The 17,075-nt window shown below is 72.1% G+C and carries 18 protein-coding genes; 6 read left to right on the top strand and 12 right to left on the bottom strand.

Translation table 11 applies throughout. The features are described 5' to 3' along the window. Positions 1 to 52 precede the first annotated feature (52 nt). A complete protein-coding gene (locus tag RB614_RS08225) occupies positions 53 to 1,210 on the top strand; it encodes a serpin family protein (protein ID WP_308711781.1) in 1,158 nt (385 codons plus the stop codon). Here the strand turns inward: RB614_RS08225 and RB614_RS08220 are convergent. After that, positions 1,179 to 2,000, bottom strand: coding sequence for a methyltransferase domain-containing protein (locus RB614_RS08220; protein WP_308711780.1), 822 nt, complete (start codon positions 1,998 to 2,000; stop codon positions 1,179 to 1,181). The genes RB614_RS08225 and RB614_RS08220 overlap by 32 nt on opposite strands. A gap of 2 nt (positions 2,001 to 2,002) precedes the next feature. Beyond that, the gene (locus tag RB614_RS08215; protein WP_308711779.1) at positions 2,003 to 2,449 is read right to left on the bottom strand and encodes a type II toxin-antitoxin system PemK/MazF family toxin; all 447 of its coding nucleotides are present in this window, start codon (positions 2,447 to 2,449) and stop codon (positions 2,003 to 2,005) included. A 52-nt stretch (positions 2,450 to 2,501) separates the two neighbouring features. Here RB614_RS08215 and RB614_RS08210 point away from each other — a divergent pair, with 52 nt between their 5' ends. Then, positions 2,502 to 3,257 (top strand): DUF427 domain-containing protein, encoded by a 756-nt coding sequence (locus tag RB614_RS08210; protein ID WP_308711778.1) that lies wholly within the window; start codon positions 2,502 to 2,504, stop codon positions 3,255 to 3,257. Positions 3,258 to 3,480: 223 nt separating this feature from the next. Here the strand turns inward: RB614_RS08210 and RB614_RS08205 are convergent, their stop codons facing one another. Together RB614_RS08205 and RB614_RS08200 are read right to left on the bottom strand one after the other, a co-directional pair. Then, positions 3,481 to 3,816 carry a hypothetical protein gene (locus RB614_RS08205; RefSeq protein ID WP_308711777.1) on the bottom strand — a complete coding sequence of 112 codons (336 nt, stop codon included), beginning with the start codon at positions 3,814 to 3,816 and terminating at the stop codon, positions 3,481 to 3,483. 150 nt (positions 3,817 to 3,966) lie between these two features. Then, positions 3,967 to 4,830: a helix-turn-helix domain-containing protein gene (locus RB614_RS08200; protein ID WP_308711776.1), complete on the bottom strand. Its 864-nt coding sequence runs from the start codon at positions 4,828 to 4,830 to the stop codon at positions 3,967 to 3,969. 374 nt (positions 4,831 to 5,204) lie between these two features. On the opposite strand from RB614_RS08200, the gene RB614_RS08195 reads away from it, so the two are divergent. Next, complete coding sequence (locus RB614_RS08195; RefSeq protein WP_308711775.1) at positions 5,205 to 5,441, top strand: DUF397 domain-containing protein; 237 nt, start codon at positions 5,205 to 5,207, stop codon at positions 5,439 to 5,441. Positions 5,442 to 5,575: 134 nt separating this feature from the next. Here the strand turns inward: RB614_RS08195 and RB614_RS08190 are convergent, their stop codons facing one another. The 3 genes from RB614_RS08190 to RB614_RS08180 are packed head-to-tail and all read right to left on the bottom strand — an operon-like array spanning position 5,576 to position 8,239. Continuing rightward, on the bottom strand, positions 5,576 to 6,238 hold the full coding sequence (locus tag RB614_RS08190; protein ID WP_308711774.1) for an FMN reductase: 663 nt from the start codon (positions 6,236 to 6,238) through the stop codon (positions 5,576 to 5,578). Further along, on the bottom strand, positions 6,235 to 7,353 hold the full coding sequence (locus tag RB614_RS08185; protein ID WP_308711773.1) for an LLM class flavin-dependent oxidoreductase: 1,119 nt from the start codon (positions 7,351 to 7,353) through the stop codon (positions 6,235 to 6,237). Before RB614_RS08185 ends, RB614_RS08190 begins: the two co-directional genes overlap by 4 nt. Before the next feature lie 43 nt (positions 7,354 to 7,396). Next, the gene (locus tag RB614_RS08180) at positions 7,397 to 8,239 is read right to left on the bottom strand and encodes a helix-turn-helix transcriptional regulator (protein ID WP_308711772.1); all 843 of its coding nucleotides are present in this window, start codon (positions 8,237 to 8,239) and stop codon (positions 7,397 to 7,399) included. Positions 8,240 to 8,416: 177 nt separating this feature from the next. Between RB614_RS08180 and RB614_RS08175 the strand changes: the two genes are divergently transcribed. Continuing rightward, positions 8,417 to 9,442: an aldo/keto reductase gene (locus RB614_RS08175; RefSeq protein WP_308711771.1), complete on the top strand. Its 1,026-nt coding sequence runs from the start codon at positions 8,417 to 8,419 to the stop codon at positions 9,440 to 9,442. A gap of 56 nt (positions 9,443 to 9,498) precedes the next feature. On the opposite strand, the gene RB614_RS08170 is transcribed toward RB614_RS08175, so the two are convergent. Together RB614_RS08170 and RB614_RS08165 are read right to left on the bottom strand one after the other, a co-directional pair. Beyond that, positions 9,499 to 10,563, bottom strand: coding sequence for a hypothetical protein (locus tag RB614_RS08170; protein WP_308711770.1), 1,065 nt, complete (start codon positions 10,561 to 10,563; stop codon positions 9,499 to 9,501). Beyond that, positions 10,563 to 11,147, bottom strand: coding sequence for an RNA polymerase sigma factor (locus RB614_RS08165; RefSeq protein ID WP_308711769.1), 585 nt, complete (start codon positions 11,145 to 11,147; stop codon positions 10,563 to 10,565). The genes RB614_RS08170 and RB614_RS08165 overlap by 1 nt, the downstream gene beginning before the upstream one ends. A gap of 270 nt (positions 11,148 to 11,417) precedes the next feature. Between RB614_RS08165 and RB614_RS08160 the strand changes: the two genes are divergently transcribed. After that, positions 11,418 to 11,867 carry a peptidase inhibitor family I36 protein gene (locus RB614_RS08160; protein WP_308711768.1) on the top strand — a complete coding sequence of 150 codons (450 nt, stop codon included), beginning with the start codon at positions 11,418 to 11,420 and terminating at the stop codon, positions 11,865 to 11,867. Between the two features lie 45 nt (positions 11,868 to 11,912). Here RB614_RS08160 and RB614_RS08155 read toward each other — a convergent pair whose 3' ends face one another. From RB614_RS08155 to RB614_RS08145, 3 genes are all read right to left on the bottom strand, one after another. After that, a complete protein-coding gene (locus tag RB614_RS08155) occupies positions 11,913 to 13,691 on the bottom strand; it encodes a putative bifunctional diguanylate cyclase/phosphodiesterase (RefSeq protein WP_308711767.1) in 1,779 nt (592 codons plus the stop codon). A 174-nt stretch (positions 13,692 to 13,865) separates the two neighbouring features. Then, positions 13,866 to 15,173 carry a Na+/H+ antiporter NhaA gene (gene nhaA / locus RB614_RS08150; protein ID WP_308711878.1) on the bottom strand — a complete coding sequence of 436 codons (1,308 nt, stop codon included), beginning with the start codon at positions 15,171 to 15,173 and terminating at the stop codon, positions 13,866 to 13,868. A gap of 86 nt (positions 15,174 to 15,259) precedes the next feature. Next, positions 15,260 to 15,724 (bottom strand): DUF5709 domain-containing protein, encoded by a 465-nt coding sequence (locus RB614_RS08145; RefSeq protein WP_308711766.1) that lies wholly within the window; start codon positions 15,722 to 15,724, stop codon positions 15,260 to 15,262. Between the two features lie 108 nt (positions 15,725 to 15,832). On the opposite strand from RB614_RS08145, the gene RB614_RS08140 reads away from it, so the two are divergent. Further along, positions 15,833 to 17,062: a multidrug effflux MFS transporter gene (locus RB614_RS08140; protein ID WP_308711765.1), complete on the top strand. Its 1,230-nt coding sequence runs from the start codon at positions 15,833 to 15,835 to the stop codon at positions 17,060 to 17,062. Positions 17,063 to 17,075 lie beyond the last annotated feature (13 nt).

The raw sequence follows: 17,075 nt of genomic DNA, 5'->3' as shown, positions 1-17,075 counted from the left end.
CCCCCCCCGGCGCCCGCCCCCCCCCCCCCCGCGGCCGCATAGTCTTGTCCGCATGTCAGCCGTCCCGACCCTCAAGGCCGAAGGCGTCGAGCGGGCCACGCCGCCCGGGGACGCGCCGGTCGCCGAGGTGGCCGCCGGCGTCGCGCGGGTGGGGCACGCGCTGGCCGAGCGGGCCACCACCACCAACTGGGTGTGCTCGCCCCTCTCCCTCGCGTACGCGTTCGCGATGCTCCGGGCCGGCGCCGGCGGCGAGACGGCCGCGGAGATCGACCGCGTCCTCGGCTTTCCCGCCGCGGGCCCGCACGAGGCGTTCAACGCGATCACCCGGGCGACCGCGACCCCCCACACCCGCGTCGCCAACGGCCTGTTCACCCAGCACGGCCTGCCGGTCGGCGCCGCGTTCCTGCGGTCGCTGGCCACCCACTACGGCAGCGGCGTGCACCCGGTCGACTTCGCCCGCGACGGCGCCGAGGTGATCAACGCCTGGGTGGACGAGGCGACCGCCGGCCGCATCCCGCGCCTCTTCGACGCCCTCTCCCCCACCACCCGCCTGGTGCTCGCCAACGCGATCTACCTCAAGGCCGAGTGGCGCCACCCGTTCGCCGAGGCGGAGACCACCCACGAGCACTTCGCCGCCGCCGGCGGTCCGGTCCGGGTGCCGATGATGCACCTCACCGCCGACCTCGCCTACGCGGCCGGCCCGGGCTGGCAGGCGGTCGAGCTTCCGTACAAGGGCGCCGACCTCGCCCTGCGGCTCGTCGTGCCGGCGGACGACCAGGCGCCGGACGCGCTGCTCGCGCCCGACCTGCTCGCCGCCGCCGCACGATCACTCGCGCCGGCCTACGTCCGGCTGGCCATGCCGCGGTTCGATTACGGCTCGCACATCGATCTGGTACGCCCGATGAAGGCACTCGGGCTCCGGACGGTCTTCGAGCCCGGGGCGGACCTCGGTGGCATCCACCCCGGGCTGCGCGTCGACGGGGCGGTCCAGCGGGCCACCGTCACGGTCGACGAGTGGGGCACGGAGGCGGCCGCCGCCACGGGGCTGATGTCGCTCACCTCGTGGCGCCCGCCGCCGGAGATCTCAGTCAGCGCCGACGTACCGTTCGCCTTCACGATCGTGCACCCGCCGACCGGGGTGCCGCTCTTCGCCGGCGTCGTCGGCGACCCGAGCGACACTACGGGCGGACGCCAGCGGCCACCCAGATAGTCACGAACGCGAGCAGCTCGCCCGCCTCCGCCGCACGGTCCACTTCGGACCACCACGGGTCCCACAGCTCCTCCGGGATGAACCCGGCCTCGCGCGGCACGCTCCGGTTGAAGACCGGGATCACCGTGCTCGCCTCGTCCGGATCGGTAAACCAGAGCGGCACCGGCTCGCAGACCACGTCCACCAGGCCGGCGCGGACCAGGCGCCGCCGGAGCGTACGCCCCATCGTGGCGTGGTGCTGGCGGGCCACCGTCGCCCGCTGCCACATGCTGGCCACCATGTCGTCCGGCAGCCCGTCACTGACCAGCGAGGTCCAGTCGGTGTCGACCAGGCACACCCGCCCGCCCGCGCGGGTCACCCGGACGAGCTCGGCGACGGCCGCGTCCGGTTCGTCGAGGTGCTGGAGCACGCGCTCGGACCGTACCCCGTCGAAGGTCTGGTCTTCGAAGTCGAGGGCCCGCAGGTCGCCGACGGCGAAGGTCACCGGGACGTCGCCGGCGCGCTCCGTGGCGGCGGCGATCGCGACGGCGGAGGCGTCCAGGCCGACGACCTCTCCGCCGGGTGCGACGGCGGCCGCGAGGTCGCGCGCCACCTCGCCCAGCCCGCACCCGGCGTCGAGCAGGCGCTGCCCGGGCCGCGGGTCGAGGGCCCGCCACGCCGCCGCGCGCACCCGCTGGATCTGCGGGTCGGCGGCCATCCGCTCCAGCGCCTGGAGCACCATCGCCCGCATCGGCGGGGGCATGTCGTCGATCGTCGCGAACGGCGTGCGCTCAGGTACTTCCCGCGCCACCGTCACGCCCACCCGTAACCGGTGCGGAGCGCCTGCGCCACCGCCTCGAAGCGCACCCGGTCGAGCACCGCGCCCTCGCGGCGGATACCGTCCTCGTCCACGGTGAGCACCCGGTCGAGCCGCACCCAGCTGGGGCGCTGCTCGCGGTCCCAGGCGCCGGGGCCGAGCGAGTACCAGTGGCGCTGCCCGTCGCGGTCGCCGTTGCTGGAGAGCATCAGCCCGAGCAGCGTGCGCCCGTCGCGCCCCACGACCAGCACCGGCCGGTCCTTGCCCTGCCGCGGGTCGTCCTCGTACGCCACCCAGGTCCACACGATCTCACCCGGGTCGGCGTCACCGTCCAGGTTGGGGGCGTAGACGAGCGTGCGGCCGGTGATGGTCGTCGTCGTGACCGCCGGGCGGCGCGGGCGCCTGCGCAGCCTGGCGGCGACACTCTTGAGGAGGTTGCTCACGGCGTGCACCATATCCGGAATTCGATCTCGCCCGGGCAGGTTGGTTGACAACATGACTACTTCGACGGCTTCCCCGGCGGCGCGTGGCCGGGTACGCGTGGAGCAGGGTGCCAAGCGGGTCCGCGTGGTCTTCAACGGCCAGGTCATCGCCGACACGACAAAGCCGGCGTACGTGTGGGAGAGCCCTTACTACCCCACCTACTACCTGCCGCTCGCCGACGTGCGCCCCGAGGTGCTCGTGCCCACCGACCGCACCAAGCACTCCCCGAGCCGCGGCGACGGCCAGCTCTACACCGTGCGCGTGGGCGACCGCGAGGCGATCGACGCCGCGCTGCGCCACCCGGACTCCCCGATCGAGGAGCTGCGCGACCTGGTGCGCTTCGACTGGGACGCGATGGACGAGTGGCTGGAGGAGGACGAGCCGGTCTACGTGCACGTGCGCAGCCCGTACACGCGCATCGACGTGCTGGCCAGCTCCCGCCACGTCCGGGTCGAGGTCGACGGCGTGACGGTGGCCGAGTCGAGCCGCCCGCACGTGCTCTTCGAGACCGGGCTGCCGCCCCGCTACTACCTGCCGATGACCGACGTGCGGCTCGACCTGCTCCAGCCCAGCGCCACGGAGTCGCACTGCCCGTACAAGGGCAAGGCCACGTACTGGTCGGTGCGCGCGGGAGACACGGTCCGCGACGACGTGGTGTGGACGTACCGCACGCCGCTCCCCGAGAGCCAGAAGGTCGCCGGCCTGCTCTCCTTCTGGACCGGCAAGCCCGGCGTAACCGTCTACGTCGACGGCGAGCCGGTCGCCTGACGATTCGCGAATTGCGGGACCCTCATTCCCCGCAACGACCAATTTTCCGCCTCCCGATCTGCCACATGGCTTGTGGGCACTTCCGTTCCGCCGATATCAGCGCCATACTGGACTGGCTGGTTCTCCTCGGATCGGCGCTGCTTCCACGGCACCGCCTGCAGCCCAGACGCTTGTCCCTCGGAAGCGCCATGAAAGCCCTCTGTTGCTGCGGAGGGCTTTCGTGTTATTTTGGGTGCTCGGCACCAATTGGCACTTGCCGCGACCGCATGATTTCGCCGCCCGAACAGCACGTAATCTCGAAGGCAGGGCTTGTCACCGCGGGATACAGCGGCAGCAAACGCTCCCGCGCGGCGAATACCGTTCCGACCAGCGGGCTGCAGGCAGAGAGGGTGCCAGAAATGACCATGAGGTTTCCACCACGACGGCACGCGTGCTCGATCACACCCGTCCCCCACCGAAAGCCGCGACGCTTGTCGATCGTCATAGTGATCGTGGTTTTCGCCCAAGCACTCACACTGGCGCTCATCGGTTGGGAGGCGCCGATAGTGATCTCGATCATCGGAGCACCGGCAGCATTGCTCCGGCCCGCAAGAGTCATCTATCCGATAGCGGCGTGAGATCAGAAGCAGCCCAGTCGATCAAATGCGAGGTCGCGTTTCGGCGGCCTCGCATCGATCTTCCCCGCCCAGTCGTGCCCACGTCGAACAGCTCAGCCGAGATCACTGATAATGGCGTCTATCGTGCTGGCCGTCTCGAGGGTGGCGAGGGCCCGGCTCTCCAGGTCCCAGAAGCTCGCGAGGTAGAGGGCCAACTCCTCACCGTCGTCCCGGTCGAGGAGGTCGCCGCGCGGGTTCTCCAGAAACAGAAGATCCTCGACGTTTGTCTCTTTGAAATCGAGTATCACGAAGGGCGTCCGCATGTTTCGGTGAGCGCCCGCCGAAAACGGCAGGATCTGGATCGAGATGTGCGGTCGTTCCGCCTGGTCACGAAGGTACTCCAACTGCTTGGTCATCGTGTCGCTACGACCTACCTGCCGGCGTAGCACGGACTCGTCCACGATGAAGAACATCTCGGGGGCGTCCGGCTGGCGAAGGATCTCCTGCCGGCTCATCCGGGCCTCGATCTGCCGTTCGATGATCCGCTCCGAACTCTCTTCCGGCGCGAAGGCGTCGATGATCGCTCTCGCATAGCCCTCGGTTTGGAGCAGGCCCGGCACGAGAAGAGGTTCCCACTGCCGCAGCACGGCGGCCGAGCCCTCGTAGTTGAGGTACGTGAGGAACTCCGCGCTCAGCACGTCGCGGTAGACGGACAATGGTGATCGGCGAGCCGCTTGCGCCCATTTTGTGAGCTGACCGACCAGGTCGGGATCGCGGAGCTGGTACAGCTCCAACAACGCGCGCAGGTCGGTGGTGGACACGCCGACGGCTCCACCCTCGATCCGCAAGAGCTTTGACACTGACCAATCCTGGGCCTCGGCGACGTCTTTCTGGCTGAAACCCCTCGCAATACGCGCCTCTCGCAAGGCACGTCTCAGGCGCAGCCGGCAGATCGAGGGATCAAGAGGTTCAGTCATTTCCGGTTCCCCTCACCGGTGGTCACTAACAGCGATCACTGCGTCGCCGCCACTTGCAGTATGACAACTAGCGATGAGGCAGTCACTATCTGAATGCGGCACTGAGCTACCGTCGATTTCCCCAAGATCGAAAGTGTGGCTCGCCTCGCTACAAGATCACAGTTGACGGTTGGCGTCCCCCGCCCACTGCCGCACCGTCAGAAGGTCGAAGACACGACACGCCCACCGTAAGCTTCAGCACCCGCAAGTCCCCCCTGTACGGCTGGCGGATGGTGTACCCTTCCGTCCGCGCGCACTAACGAAGGTGCAGCCCGTTGCAGATCCTTGCGGCGGGCCGATGTGGGCTGCTTTCTAGAGTTGGAGAAAACGTTAGCATGGCCAACGACCATGTGCTGTCGGCGGCCGGGTGGAAAAAGAGCCGTCGGTCTGGCAATGGAAATAGCAACTGCGTCGAGATAGCCGTGCTTTCGGATAGCTATATCGGCATACGGGACTCAAAGGCCGGACCTGGTGGCCCTGTCCTGGCGGTAAACCGGCAGTGCTTCCAAGACTTCATCCACGCGGCACGTTCCGGCGTCTTCGATCGGACGCCTGGCGAAGCACAGCCGTAATTGCCACTCAGGTGGCCGCACAACCGAATAGCGATCCGCGATAGCCCGCCTCCCTCGGCGGGCTATCGCCTTTCCGGCCCCCGCGGCTCGCGTTCCAGCCCGCCCGCGGGCAGGCGGAACGTGACAGCACCGCCTTAAGTGGACTGACCGCCGAGGAGCTCGGAGAACGGGGTCGGCTCGTCGAACGGGTCGGGCACGACCGGCGGTTCGCGGCGCTCGATCTCGACCGCGAGCTCGGCCGCCGCGCGCTCGATCCGGGCCGCCAGCGGGCCGTGCGCGGTGGCGCCCCCGCCCCAGTCCTCCGGCGCGGCGAACACCGCGGTCGGCACCACCACGGCCCGCAGGTGGGCGAAGAGCGGGCGCATCGCGTGCTCCAGGGCCAGCGAGTGGCGGGCCGTGCCACCCGTCGCGGCGATCAGCACCGGCTTGTCGGCGAGCGTGCCCTCGGGCAGTACGTCCACGAAGGACTTGAACAGGCCGCTGTACGACGCGTTGAAGATCGGCGTGACCGCGATCAGGCCGTCGGCGTGCGCGACCGCGTCGAGGACGCGTTCGAGCTCGGGCGCGGGGAAGCCGGTCAGCAGGTGGTTGGTCAGGTCGTGCGCGCGGTCGCGCAGGTCGACCGCCTCGGCGTCCGCGTCCAGCCGGCGGCGGGTCGCCGCCGCCAGCTGGTCGGCCAGCAGCCGGGTGGACGAGGGCTGGCTCAGCCCCGCCGAGACCACCACGAGGGAACGCCGGCTGCGGGGCCCCTGCGTAAACGTGGAGCGAAGCGGAGCGTTTTCGTGGGGTGCGTTCACGCGCCCACCTCCGAAGAAGCCGCCGATGAAGCCGCAGAAGCGGCCGAAGCCGCCGCGCGCAGCGAAGCGTGCGTCGGCGCGTCCGGCACGTGCGCGGGGCGCAGCGCGGCCATCTCGCGGCGCAGCACCGGCACGACCTCCTCGCCGAGCATGTCGAGCTGCTCCAGCACGGTCTTGAGCGGCAGGCCCGCGTGGTCCATCAGGAACAGCTGCCGCTGGTAGTCGCCGAAGTGCTCGCGGAACGTCATCGTCCGGTCGATCACCTGCTGCGGGCTGCCCACGGTCAGCGGGGTCTGCTCGGTGAACTCCTCCAGCGACGGGCCGTGCCCGTACACCGGGGCGTTGTCGAAGTAAGGCCGGAACTCGCGGACCGCGTCCTGCGAGTTGCGCCGCATGAAGACCTGGCCGCCGAGGCCGACGATCGCCTGGTCGGCGCTGCCGTGGCCGTAGTGCTCGTAGCGCCGGCGGTACAGCTCGATCATGCGCTTGGTGTGCTCGACGGGCCAGAAGATGTTGTTGTGGAAGAAGCCGTCGCCGTAGTACGCGGCCTGCTCGGCGATCTGTGGGCTGCGGATCGAGCCGTGCCAGACGAACGGCGGTACGCCGTCGAGCGGGCGGGGCGTCGCGGTGAACGACTGGAGCGGGGTACGGAACTTGCCCTCCCAGTCGACGACCTCCTCGCGCCACAGGCGGTGCAGCAGCGCGTAGTTTTCGACCGCGAGCGCGATGCCGTCGCGGATGTCCTTACCGAACCACGGGTAGACCGGGCCGGTGTTGCCGCGGCCCATCATGAGGTCGACGCGGCCGTCCGCGAGGTGCTGGAGGTACGCGTAGTCCTCGGCGATCTTCACCGGGTCGTTCGTGGTGATGAGCGTGGTCGCCGTGGAGAGGATCAGCCGCTTCGTGCGGGCCGCCACGTACCCGAGGAAGGTGGTCGGCGACGACGGGACGAAGGGCGGGTTGTGGTGCTCGCCGGTCGCGAAGACGTCCAGGCCCATCTCCTCGGCCTTGAGCGCGATCGCCACCATCGCCTTGATCCGCTCGTGCTCCGTCGGCACCGTGCCGTTCGTCGGGTCCGGCGTGACGTCGCCGACGGAGAAGATCCCGAACTGCATCTCACCCATCCTGCCTCTAGTCCTGCTTTCGTTCAACTTTGAACTAGATGCCCGGGGTCAGTATTCCTTCTCGGCGCGCGAGGGTCTCCAGCTGCTCGGCAGCGCGGCTGCCGGGCGTCGCGGTGTACACGAGCAGCCGCTGCGCCTCGCTCTCCGCCACGAAACCCTGGCAGTCCAGCTCGATCACGCCGAGCTCGGGATGGACGATCCGCTTGGTGTCCATCCGCCGCACCGCCACCTCGTGCCGCTCCCACAGCGCCACGAACTCCGGGCTCGCCGCGGTGAGGCTCGCCACGAGCTCGCGCACGAACGGGTCGCCGCCGCGCCGCGCGGCGGCCGCACGCAGGTTGGCGACGAGCACGCGGGCGTGGTGCCCGTGGTCGGCCTCGGGGTAGATCAGCCGGGCGGCCGGGTCGACGAACCACCGCCAGACGAACGCGCGGGCCAGCCCGCTGTATCCGGTCTGCTCACCGAGGAGCGCGACCGCGAGCCGGTTCTGCGCGAGCGTCTCGCCGAGGTCACTGATCACCACCGCCGGCGTGTCGTGCAGCCGGTCGAGGATGCGCAGCGTGGCGGCGCCCACCGCGGCCGAGGGGCCGTGCCGGCGCGGGGCCTGGTGGCCGGCCAGCAGGTACAGGTGGTCCCGCTCGTCCGGCTCCAGCCGCAGCGCGCGGGCGATCGCGGCCACCATCTGCTCGGACGGCTGCGAGCCGCGCTGCTGCTCCAGGCGGCTGTAGTAGTCGGTCGACATGCCGGCGAGCAGCGCCACCTCCTCGCGGCGCAGGCCCTGGGTGCGGCGGCGGACCCCGGCCGCGAAGCCCACGTCGCTGGGGAGGAGCGCCTCCCGGCGGCGCCGGAGGAAGTCTGCGAGCTGCGCCCGATCCACCCGTCAAGGCTATCCGCGCCGCCGGCGGCGGCGAGCCCGCCAAGGCCGACCACCCGTCACGGGCTATCCGCGCCGCCGACGGCGAGCCCGCCGAGGCCGACCACGCGAGACAGGGAGAGCCGCTCCCTGGTAAGGCTCGCCCTGCCACGTCTGGGGTAACCGCCACAGGATCGGCGGGTGAACGAGAAACCGGAGGGTGACATGGAGACACGCAAGCTCGGCCGGACCGGCCCCGCCGTCTCGGCGCTCGGCCTGGGCGCGATGGGCATGTCCGACTTCTACGGCCCCGCGGACGAGGCCGAGGGCGTCGCGACCATCCACGCCGCGCTGGACGCCGGCGTCAACCTGATCGACACCGGCGACTTCTACGGCTCGGGCCACAACGAGCTGATGATCGGCCGGGCGCTGCGCGACCACAAGCGCGAGGACGTGGTGATCAGCGTGAAGTTCGGCGGCATGCGCACCCCGGGCGGTGGCTTCCAGCCGGTCGGTGTGGACGTCGGCGCCGCCGCCGTCAAGGACCGGCTGGCGTACACGCTGCGCCGGCTCGGCACCGACTACGTGGACGTCTACCGCCCGGCGCGGCTCAACCCCGCCATCCCGATCGAGGAGACGGTCGGCGCGATCAAGGAGATGATCGACGAGGGGTACGTGCGCCACGTGGGCCTCTCCGAGGTGGGCGCGGAGACCATCCGCAAGGCGGCCGCCGTACACCCGGTCGCCGACCTGCAGATCGAGTACTCGCTGATGTCGCGCGGCCTGGAGGAGCGGATCCTGCCGGTCACCCGGGAGCTGGGGATCGGCGTCACCGCGTACGGCGTGCTGTCGCGCGGGCTGCTCTCCGGCCACTGGCGGGCGGACCGCGAGCTGAGCGTGGGCGACTTCCGCGGCCACGCCCCGCGCTTCCAGGGCGAAAACCTCGACGCCAACCTGCGGCTCGTGGAAGCGCTCCGCGAGATCGCCGAGGAGCAGGAGGCCACCGTGGCGCAGGTGGCGATCGCCTGGGTGCTCGGCCGGGGCGACGACATCGTGCCGCTGGTGGGCGCCCGCACCCGGGAACGGCTCGCCGAGTCGCTCGCCGCGCCCCGGGTCACGCTCACCGCGCGGGTGCTGGCCCGGATCGAGGCGGCCGTACCGGCCGAGGCGGTGGCGGGCACCAGGTACAACACGGGCGGTATGGCGTCGCTGGACAGTGAGCAGTAAACGAACGCGGATCGGCTGCCGAGCCCGAACACAATTCGGCGGTGGTATGGCCCCGGCTACGGGATCGCCCCGGCGGCCCCGGTGCGGCCGGAGTTGAGGTACAGCACGTACGCCACCAGGGCGGGCGAGCGGGACGGCGAGGTGGCGGCGCCGACGAGTTCGACCCGCTCGTAGCTGAGCAGGCGCCCGGCCCCGGGGTCGAAGATGGCCACGTCGCGGGTGGCGCCGCCGTCGCTGTCGACGCTGACCGCGACGCCGCTGCGCCCGCTGCGGTCGACGACGGTCCCCCGGTAGTCGATGCCCTCGGTGTCCGCGAGCACCTGGAGGGCGGCCGCGCGCTGTGCCGGGTCCAGGTGGTGGGAACGGTAGAGGTCGGCCACCGCGCGCAGCATCCCGCGCGGTCCCTCGCTGAGCGGGTGCCGGTCGGCGAGCTGGAACGCGAGCAGTGGGGCCTGTGCGGACGGCGCGTCAACCAAGACGGGCACCTTCCCTGGCTCGTAGGTCGTGATGGCGGCGTCCGAAGTGGACGCTCCCGGCGCGCCCGGCACCGGGACGGGGGGCGGCTGCGACAGCGCGACGGTCTCCGCCCGGCCGGAGCGGTCGGCGGCCCACCACAGCCGCTCGTCACGGGAGGTCGGGCGGGCCCCCCGGCTCCGCCCGGCGGTCCACGTCTGCACGTGCACGTACGTGTAGGCCCCGGCCGCGGCGGGTTTCGGCGCGCGCGCCGCCGACCTCGCGAGGGCGGCGAGGTGGGAGCGCGCCGCGGGCGGGTCACCCGCGGTCGACCGGACGAGCGGAGAGGGGGTACCGGCGCGAGCGCTCACCGGCACGGTCGACGGCGAGGAGAGGGCGGCCGGCGGCTCGTCCGTGGCCCCGCGGGAGGTCAGCAGGCCACCGCCGACCGCGCCGAGCAGGGCGACCGCCGCGACGGTGGTGCCGACCACGACGGGCAGCGCCCACCGGACGGAACCGCCGGTGTGCCCCGCGTCGGCCCGGGCGCGCAGCTCGGCGGAGGTCGCCTGGGGCGGCGGCACCGGAAGGTCACGGGCCGGATGGACGCCCAGCACCACCTGGCGTACCACCTCGTCGGCGTGCTCCTCGTCCTCCTCGAGGTGTCCCATCACTTCCCCTTTCGGGCGCCGGCGTGCGCGAGCGGCCCGACCCAGGCCGGCGGCGTGGCCCCGCCCGGGGTCGGATCGCTGTCCATCTCCTCGATGACCTTGCGCAGGCGGTCGCGCGCCCGCTGCACCCGCTTGCGGGCCGTCGCCGGCAGGATGCCGAGCACCTGCGCGATCTGCTCGTCGCTCATCTCGTGCAGGTAGCGCTGCCGCAGCAGCTCGCGGTCGTCCTGGCTGATCGCCTGCCACGCCGGCGCGAAGTCGTGCCGCCGCTCCCAGGCGCGCAGGCCACCGTCGTGCGGCGGCCCGGGCTCCCCCAGCCGGGCCAGCGCACGCAGCAGCCGCACGTGCAGCCGCTGGCGGTTGTAGACGTGGTTGCGCGTGGTCACGTACAGCCAGGGCCAGGGGTCGTCACCCACGGCCTCCCGCCGCACCCACGCCGTCGTGAACGTCTCCTGAGCGATCTCCTCCGCGTCGTGGCTGTGCTGATATCCCAACAACGACGCCGCCACCCCCATCACCCGTTGCCGGTAACGCCGGTAGAGGTCGTCGTGCCATGCTTCGTCCCGCACCCCTTCGGTGCCCAAAGTGGACTCCTTGATGGACAGCTCGCTCGAAGCCCCCCGCCGCGATTGGGCTGATTACCTAGTTGGTAGATGTCGCCAGGCGGCTCGCTGTGACACACCATCGCGCAAATTCGTCGGTGTGGCTGACCCGAACCGGCTGCGCGTTTGCCCATTTGGCGACAACAGTCTGGCATTGATGGTAATTGCGCTCTTACCGTGAGTGATATGTTGCTCTCTGCACTTGCGCGAGCACGGCCAGTAGCAGCACTGCTGACCGCAGCCACCACCACCGTGGCGATCACCGCCACCGCCGCGCCCGCGCGCGCGGCTACCGTCCAGGACAAGGTCGACGCCTACCTGAAGGCCAACCCGGGCGGCGTCCAGGTCGGGGCGGCCGACATCGCGTACAGCGGGGGCAGGTTCGTCGTCACCGTCGTGCGGACCGACCTCACCGCCGCCACGCCGGACTGCCCCGCCAACTGGTTCTGCTTCTACGACGGCACCAACTACACGTACCCGCGCGGCAAGCTCAGCGACTGCGGCGCCCAGGACCTGGGCACGTGGAACTGGCGCAACCGCACGGCCTCGGTGCACTACCGGATGTCGACCGGCTCGGTGACGTTCATCAACGAGGCCGGCGCCACCGACACCCCGCTCTTCACGGCGAGCACCTCGCGCCGCACGATCCCGGACGTCGCGCCGTACCGCGACATGGCCGACTACGTCTACCGCACCTGCTGACCGGCGGCACGTCCACGCCCCGCGCCCGCGCCCGCCGGCCCGCGGTCAGCCCGCGGCGGCCAGCCAGGGGGCGGGCTCGGGCAGGAGCGTCGCCTGCAAGGTGTCGAGCAGGCGGTCCGGCGGCTGCGGGCGGCCGGTGTAGTAGCCCTGCGCGTGCGGTACGCCCAGGCGGCGCAGCTCGGCGAGGTGCTCGGCGCTCTCGACGCCCTCGGCGGTCACGGCCAGGCCGAGGTTGTGGCCCAGGTCGGAGAGGAGGCGCACCACCGCGTGGTCGTTGCGGTTGTCCAGCATGCCGCTCACGAAGAGCTGGTCGATCTTGATGCCGGTCACCGGGAGGACGGACAGGTGCCGCAGCGTCGAGAGGCCGGCGCCCATGTCGTCGAGCATGATCGCGACGCCGTGCCCGCGTACCGCCGCGAGCTGGGGCACCGCGCCGGTCAGCACCGAGAGCTCGGCCGACTCGGGCAGCTCCAGGCGCAGGCGGTCGGGGGCGAGCCCGGCGTTCTGCAACGCATCCATCACCATCGCCTCCAGCCCGTCGGCGACGAGCGTCTCGGCGGAGATGTTGACGTTGAGGTGCCGGGGTGCACGGTCGCCCAGCTCGGCGCTCCAGCCGCCGAAGTCGGCGCAGGCCGCCTCCAGCACCCACCGGTCGAGCTCGGGCAGCAGGCCGGCCCGGGCCACGTCCGGCAGGAACTGCTCCGGGGAGAGCCGCCCCTGCTCCGGGTGCTGCCAGCGGACCAGCGCCTCGACACCGTCGATCGCGCGATCGCGTACCCGGATGATGGGTTGGTAGTGCAGGCGGAGCTCGAGCTTTTCGATGGCGCGCGCCAACCCGCGGCCCGCGGCCGGATGGCGGGCCCGCAGCCGCCCCTCGACGTCGACCACGACGCGCACCGCGTCGCCACCGGACTGCTTGGCCCGGTACATGGCCATGTCGGCCTCGGTCAGCACGGTGTGCCCGTCCGGATGCTCGCCGCCGATCGCGACGCCGACGCTGGCCCGGCTGTGCGCCTCCGCGGGCAGCCGGGGGTCGGTCTCGGCGAGCGCCGCCCGCAACGCCTCACCCACCGCGAGCGCCATGTCGATCGTGCGCGCGGCCGGCGGGAGGCGGATCAGCACCGCGAACTCGTCGCCGCCCAGCCGGGCCACCACGCTGGCCGGCCCGGCGGCCTTCGCGAGGCGCCGGGCGGCGGACCGGAGCAGGCGGTCGCCGGCGTCGTGGCCGAGCGCGTCGTTGACCTGCTTCATCTTGTCGAGGTCGACGTACGCCACCAGCACCGCCTGGCCGCTGCCGTCGGCGCAGGCGCGGCCGAGCTGGTCCAGGAAGTGCGCCCGGTTGGCCACGCCGGTGAGCGGGTCGCGGACCGCCTGGTCCGCCATGATCTCGGCGAGCGCGTCGAAGAGCCGGGCGGCCGACACCCGGCCGATGGCGCCGTCGGGCATCCGCACCAGCGCGTCGTGGTAGCGCGCGCTCCGCGCCCGGCGGCGCAGCCGCTCGCAGGCGTGCGCCACGCCCATCCCGGCGGCGAGCAGCAGCGGATCCCAGTCGGTGGCGGCGGCGACCGGCAGCTTTTCCCAGAGGGCGCGGCCGTAGCCGTACGGCCCGGACATCAGGTGGGTGAACGGGTCGCGCATCACCAGACCCACCCGGCCGGTGGTCTCCTGCACCGCCACCGAGGTCAGGTCGGAACGGAGGCGGAAGATCTGGTCGAGGTCGGCGCAGCTGATCAGCGGCGAGACGACGGGCAGCGGGCCGGCCAGCTCGCCCACCAAGGCAGGCGCCGCCGGCGCGAGCGGGTCGATGGCACCCACCTGCCCCATGCCGTCCTCCCGGGCGACAAACCGTTTGGCAAGAACTCCACAACCGTTTGGCGAACGCCAGCCAAACCAGACGGTAACTGGGGCATAAGCCAGCGTCGCTGTTTGGCGTCACCGCCCCACCGCGCGGTTGATCAGGGACTTCGTGGAACGGCGCGCCGGCCGACACGCGAGGGGTCAGGGTTGGGCCAGGGTGGGGTCGCGCCATGGGCCGGTCGGCAGGGGCGGTGCGCCACCGGAGTCGTCGACGGTGCAGAGCGGGAGGCGCTCGCCGAGGTAGCGCAGGGCGAGCGAGCCGAGTACGGCGGCCAGCAGCGACCCGGCCAGTACCCCGATCTTCGCCTCGTCGCGCAGCAGCTCGTCCTGGAACGCCAGGTCGGCGATGAACAGCGAGATCGTGAAGCCGATACCGGCCAGCAGCCCGCCGCCGATGAGGTGGCCGTACCGCACCCGGCCGGGCAGGTCGCCGAGGCGGGTGCGGAGCGCGACCGCGCTGCCCACGCTGATGCCGATCGTCTTGCCGACCAGCAGCGCCACGACGACGCCGATCGTGAGCGGCGAGGTGGCCGCGCGGCGGATGGTCTCCATGTCGAGCCGCACCCCGGCGTTGGCCAGGCCGAAGATCGGCACCACCAGGAACGCGCTGATCGGGTGCAGCGCGTCCTGGAGCCGGTCGTTCGCCGGTACCGTCGCGCGGGTGGCCAGCACCGCGAGCCGCGCGCGGGCGGCGTCGGCCCGCTCGATCACCGCCCGGCCGTAGAAGCGCAGCCACTCCCGCTGACGCGGGTCGACCGGGGTCGCCGGCACGAGCAGCCCGAGGATCACGCCGGCGAGCGTGGGGTGCACGCCCGAGGCGTACACGGTGCCCCAGAGGCCGAGGCCGGCCATGACGTAGAGCCGCAGCTGCCAGACGCCCACCCAGCGGAGCATGACGAGCACGACCACGAAGAGCGCGGCCAGGCCGAGCGCGGTGGCCGAGACGCCCTCGGAGTAGAAGAACGCCATGATCGTGATGGCGCCGATGTCGTCGGCGATCGCGAGCGTGAGCAGGAAGAGGCGGAGCTGGTCCGGGCAGCGCGGGCCGAAGAGGGCCAGGATGCCGACCACGAACGCGGTGTCCGTGGAGACCGGGATGCCCCAGCCGTGCGCCGCCGGGCCGGACGGGTTGAACGCGAAGAAGACGAGCGCCGGCAGCACGATGCCGCCGATCGCGCCGAGCACGGGCACGAACACCGCGCGCGGGTTGCGCAGCTCGCCGACCGTGACCTCGCGGCTGATCTCCAGGCCGACCGCGAGGAAGAACAGCGACATCGCGCCGTCGTTCACCCAGTGCCGCAGGTCCAGGGCGAGCGAGGCGTCGCCGACCCGGACCAGGGCCTCGGTGTGCCAGAACGACTCGTAGCTGTCGCCGGGCAGGTTGGCCCAGACCAGCGCCGCCACCGCGGCGACGAGCAGCAGCATCGCGCTGCCCGCCTCGGTGGCCAGGAAGCGCTGCAGCGGCTGGGAGACATGCGGTACCGGGATGCTGACCCGCGGCCGGGGGCCGGGCCGTGGCGGCAGCGGTGCCGTGGTCAGCGCAGCGGCCCGTCGCCGGGGCCGTCGGGGTCGTCGACCACGTGCACCGCGGCCTCCTCGGCGCTCGCGCCGCCGCCGTCGATGCCCCGGTCCCAGCCGACCGAGTCGGGCTCCTCGTCCTCGCCGAAGCCCTCGTCGTCGGCGACCAGCCGGCCGGCGCGCGCCTCCCGCTCGTACCCGCGGCGGGTCAGCTCGTCCTCGTCGCGGTCGCCGTCCTCGGCATACGGGTCGAGGTCCGGCTCCTCCTGCGCGAGGTACTGGTCGAGCGACTCGCCGGCCCGCTCCTCCGCCTCGGTCGTGCCGTACCGGTCGGCGCCGCTCCACCGGTCGGCCGGGGCGATACCGGTGTCCAGCGGGTCCTCGACGCGGTCGTCGTCGAGCGTGTCGTACGTGTCGAGCACGCCGTCGTCCTCGATCTCGTCGCCCTGGCGGATGTCGTCGCGCGAGTCGTCCTGCGTCATGGTCCACAGCCTAGGGCCGCGCGCGGATGTGAGCTGGCGCACCTCCGGACTGAGCGGGAATGCTTCCGCGTTGGTGCCGTTGGTGGCTGTGTGCTCAACGGTGAACTGATGAGCCGCCGGGACCGGCTTCGGCTGGTCCTCGTGCTCGGCTCGCTGATCGCGATCGGCCCCCTGACCATCGACATGTACCTCCCGGCCCTGCCCGCCATCACCAGCGGCCTGGAGACCACCGACACCGCGGTGCAGCTCACGCTCACCGGCACGCTCGTCGGCCTGGCGCTCGGCCAGCTCGTGATCGGCCCGCTCTCCGACGCGTACGGCCGGCGCGCCCCGCTCCTGGCCGGCCTCGCGCTGCACATCGTCGCCTCCGTGCTCTGCGTCGTCGCGCCCAACATCGCGGTGCTCGGCACCCTGCGGGTGCTCCAGGGCCTCGGCGTCGCGGCCTCCTCGGTGGTGGCGCTCGCCGTCGTGCGTGACCTGTTCACCGGTACGGCGTTCGCCAGCCTCTTCTCCCGCCTGATGCTGGTCATGGGGGCGGCGCCGATCCTCGCGCCCACGCTCGGCGGTGCGGTGCTGCGCTGGACCGAGTGGCGGGGCGTCTTCGTCGTCCTCGCCGCCTTCGGCGTCATCCTGGTCGGCGTGGCCGCGCTGCGGCTGCCGGAGACCCTCCCGCCGCAGCGGCGCCGCCCGGCCGGCGTCCGCGCCACGCTCCGCGGGCTCGGCCAGCTCGCCCGGGACCGCACGTTCGTCGGGCTCGTCTTCGTCGCCGGGCTGAGCATGGCGGCCCTCTTCGCGTACGTGGCCGGCTCGTCCTTCGTCATGCAGGACCAGTTCGGGCTGAGCGAGCAGGAGTTCGCGGTCGCGTTCGGCGCCGGCGCGGTCGGACTGATCGGGGCCAGCCAGGTCAACGTGCGGCTGCTGCGCCGGTACACGCCGCAGCGGATCCTGGTCGCGGCGCTGGCCACCGGCACCGCGGGCGGCGTACTGCTGCTCGCGTTCGCCGCCACCGGCTTCGGCGGGCTCGGCACGCTGCTCGCGGCGCTCTGGCTGGTGCTCTCCGCGGCGGGCCTCGCGCTGCCCAACGCGCCCGCGCTGGCGATGACCCGGCACGGCGAGGCGGCCGGCACCGCGGCCGCGCTGCTCGGCGCGATCCAGTTCGGCGTCGGCGCGGTGGCCGCCCCGCTGGTCGGCGTGCTCGGCAACGGCGGCGTGGCGATGGCCGTGGTGATGCTCGCCGGGCTGACCGCGGCGACGGCCGTGCTGTTCGCGGTGGTCCGCCCCGGCCGCCTCGACCCTGTCGAGGTCGACGCGGTGGCCGTGCCGGTCGCCGCCCACTGATTGGCGGTCACCT

Source organism: Phytohabitans maris (assembly GCF_031085175.1).
Taxonomy (GTDB): domain Bacteria; phylum Actinomycetota; class Actinomycetes; order Mycobacteriales; family Micromonosporaceae; genus Phytohabitans; species Phytohabitans maris.
The sequence above is the reverse complement of the archived record's forward strand: the minus strand, read 5'-3'. Positions and strand labels throughout refer to the sequence as shown.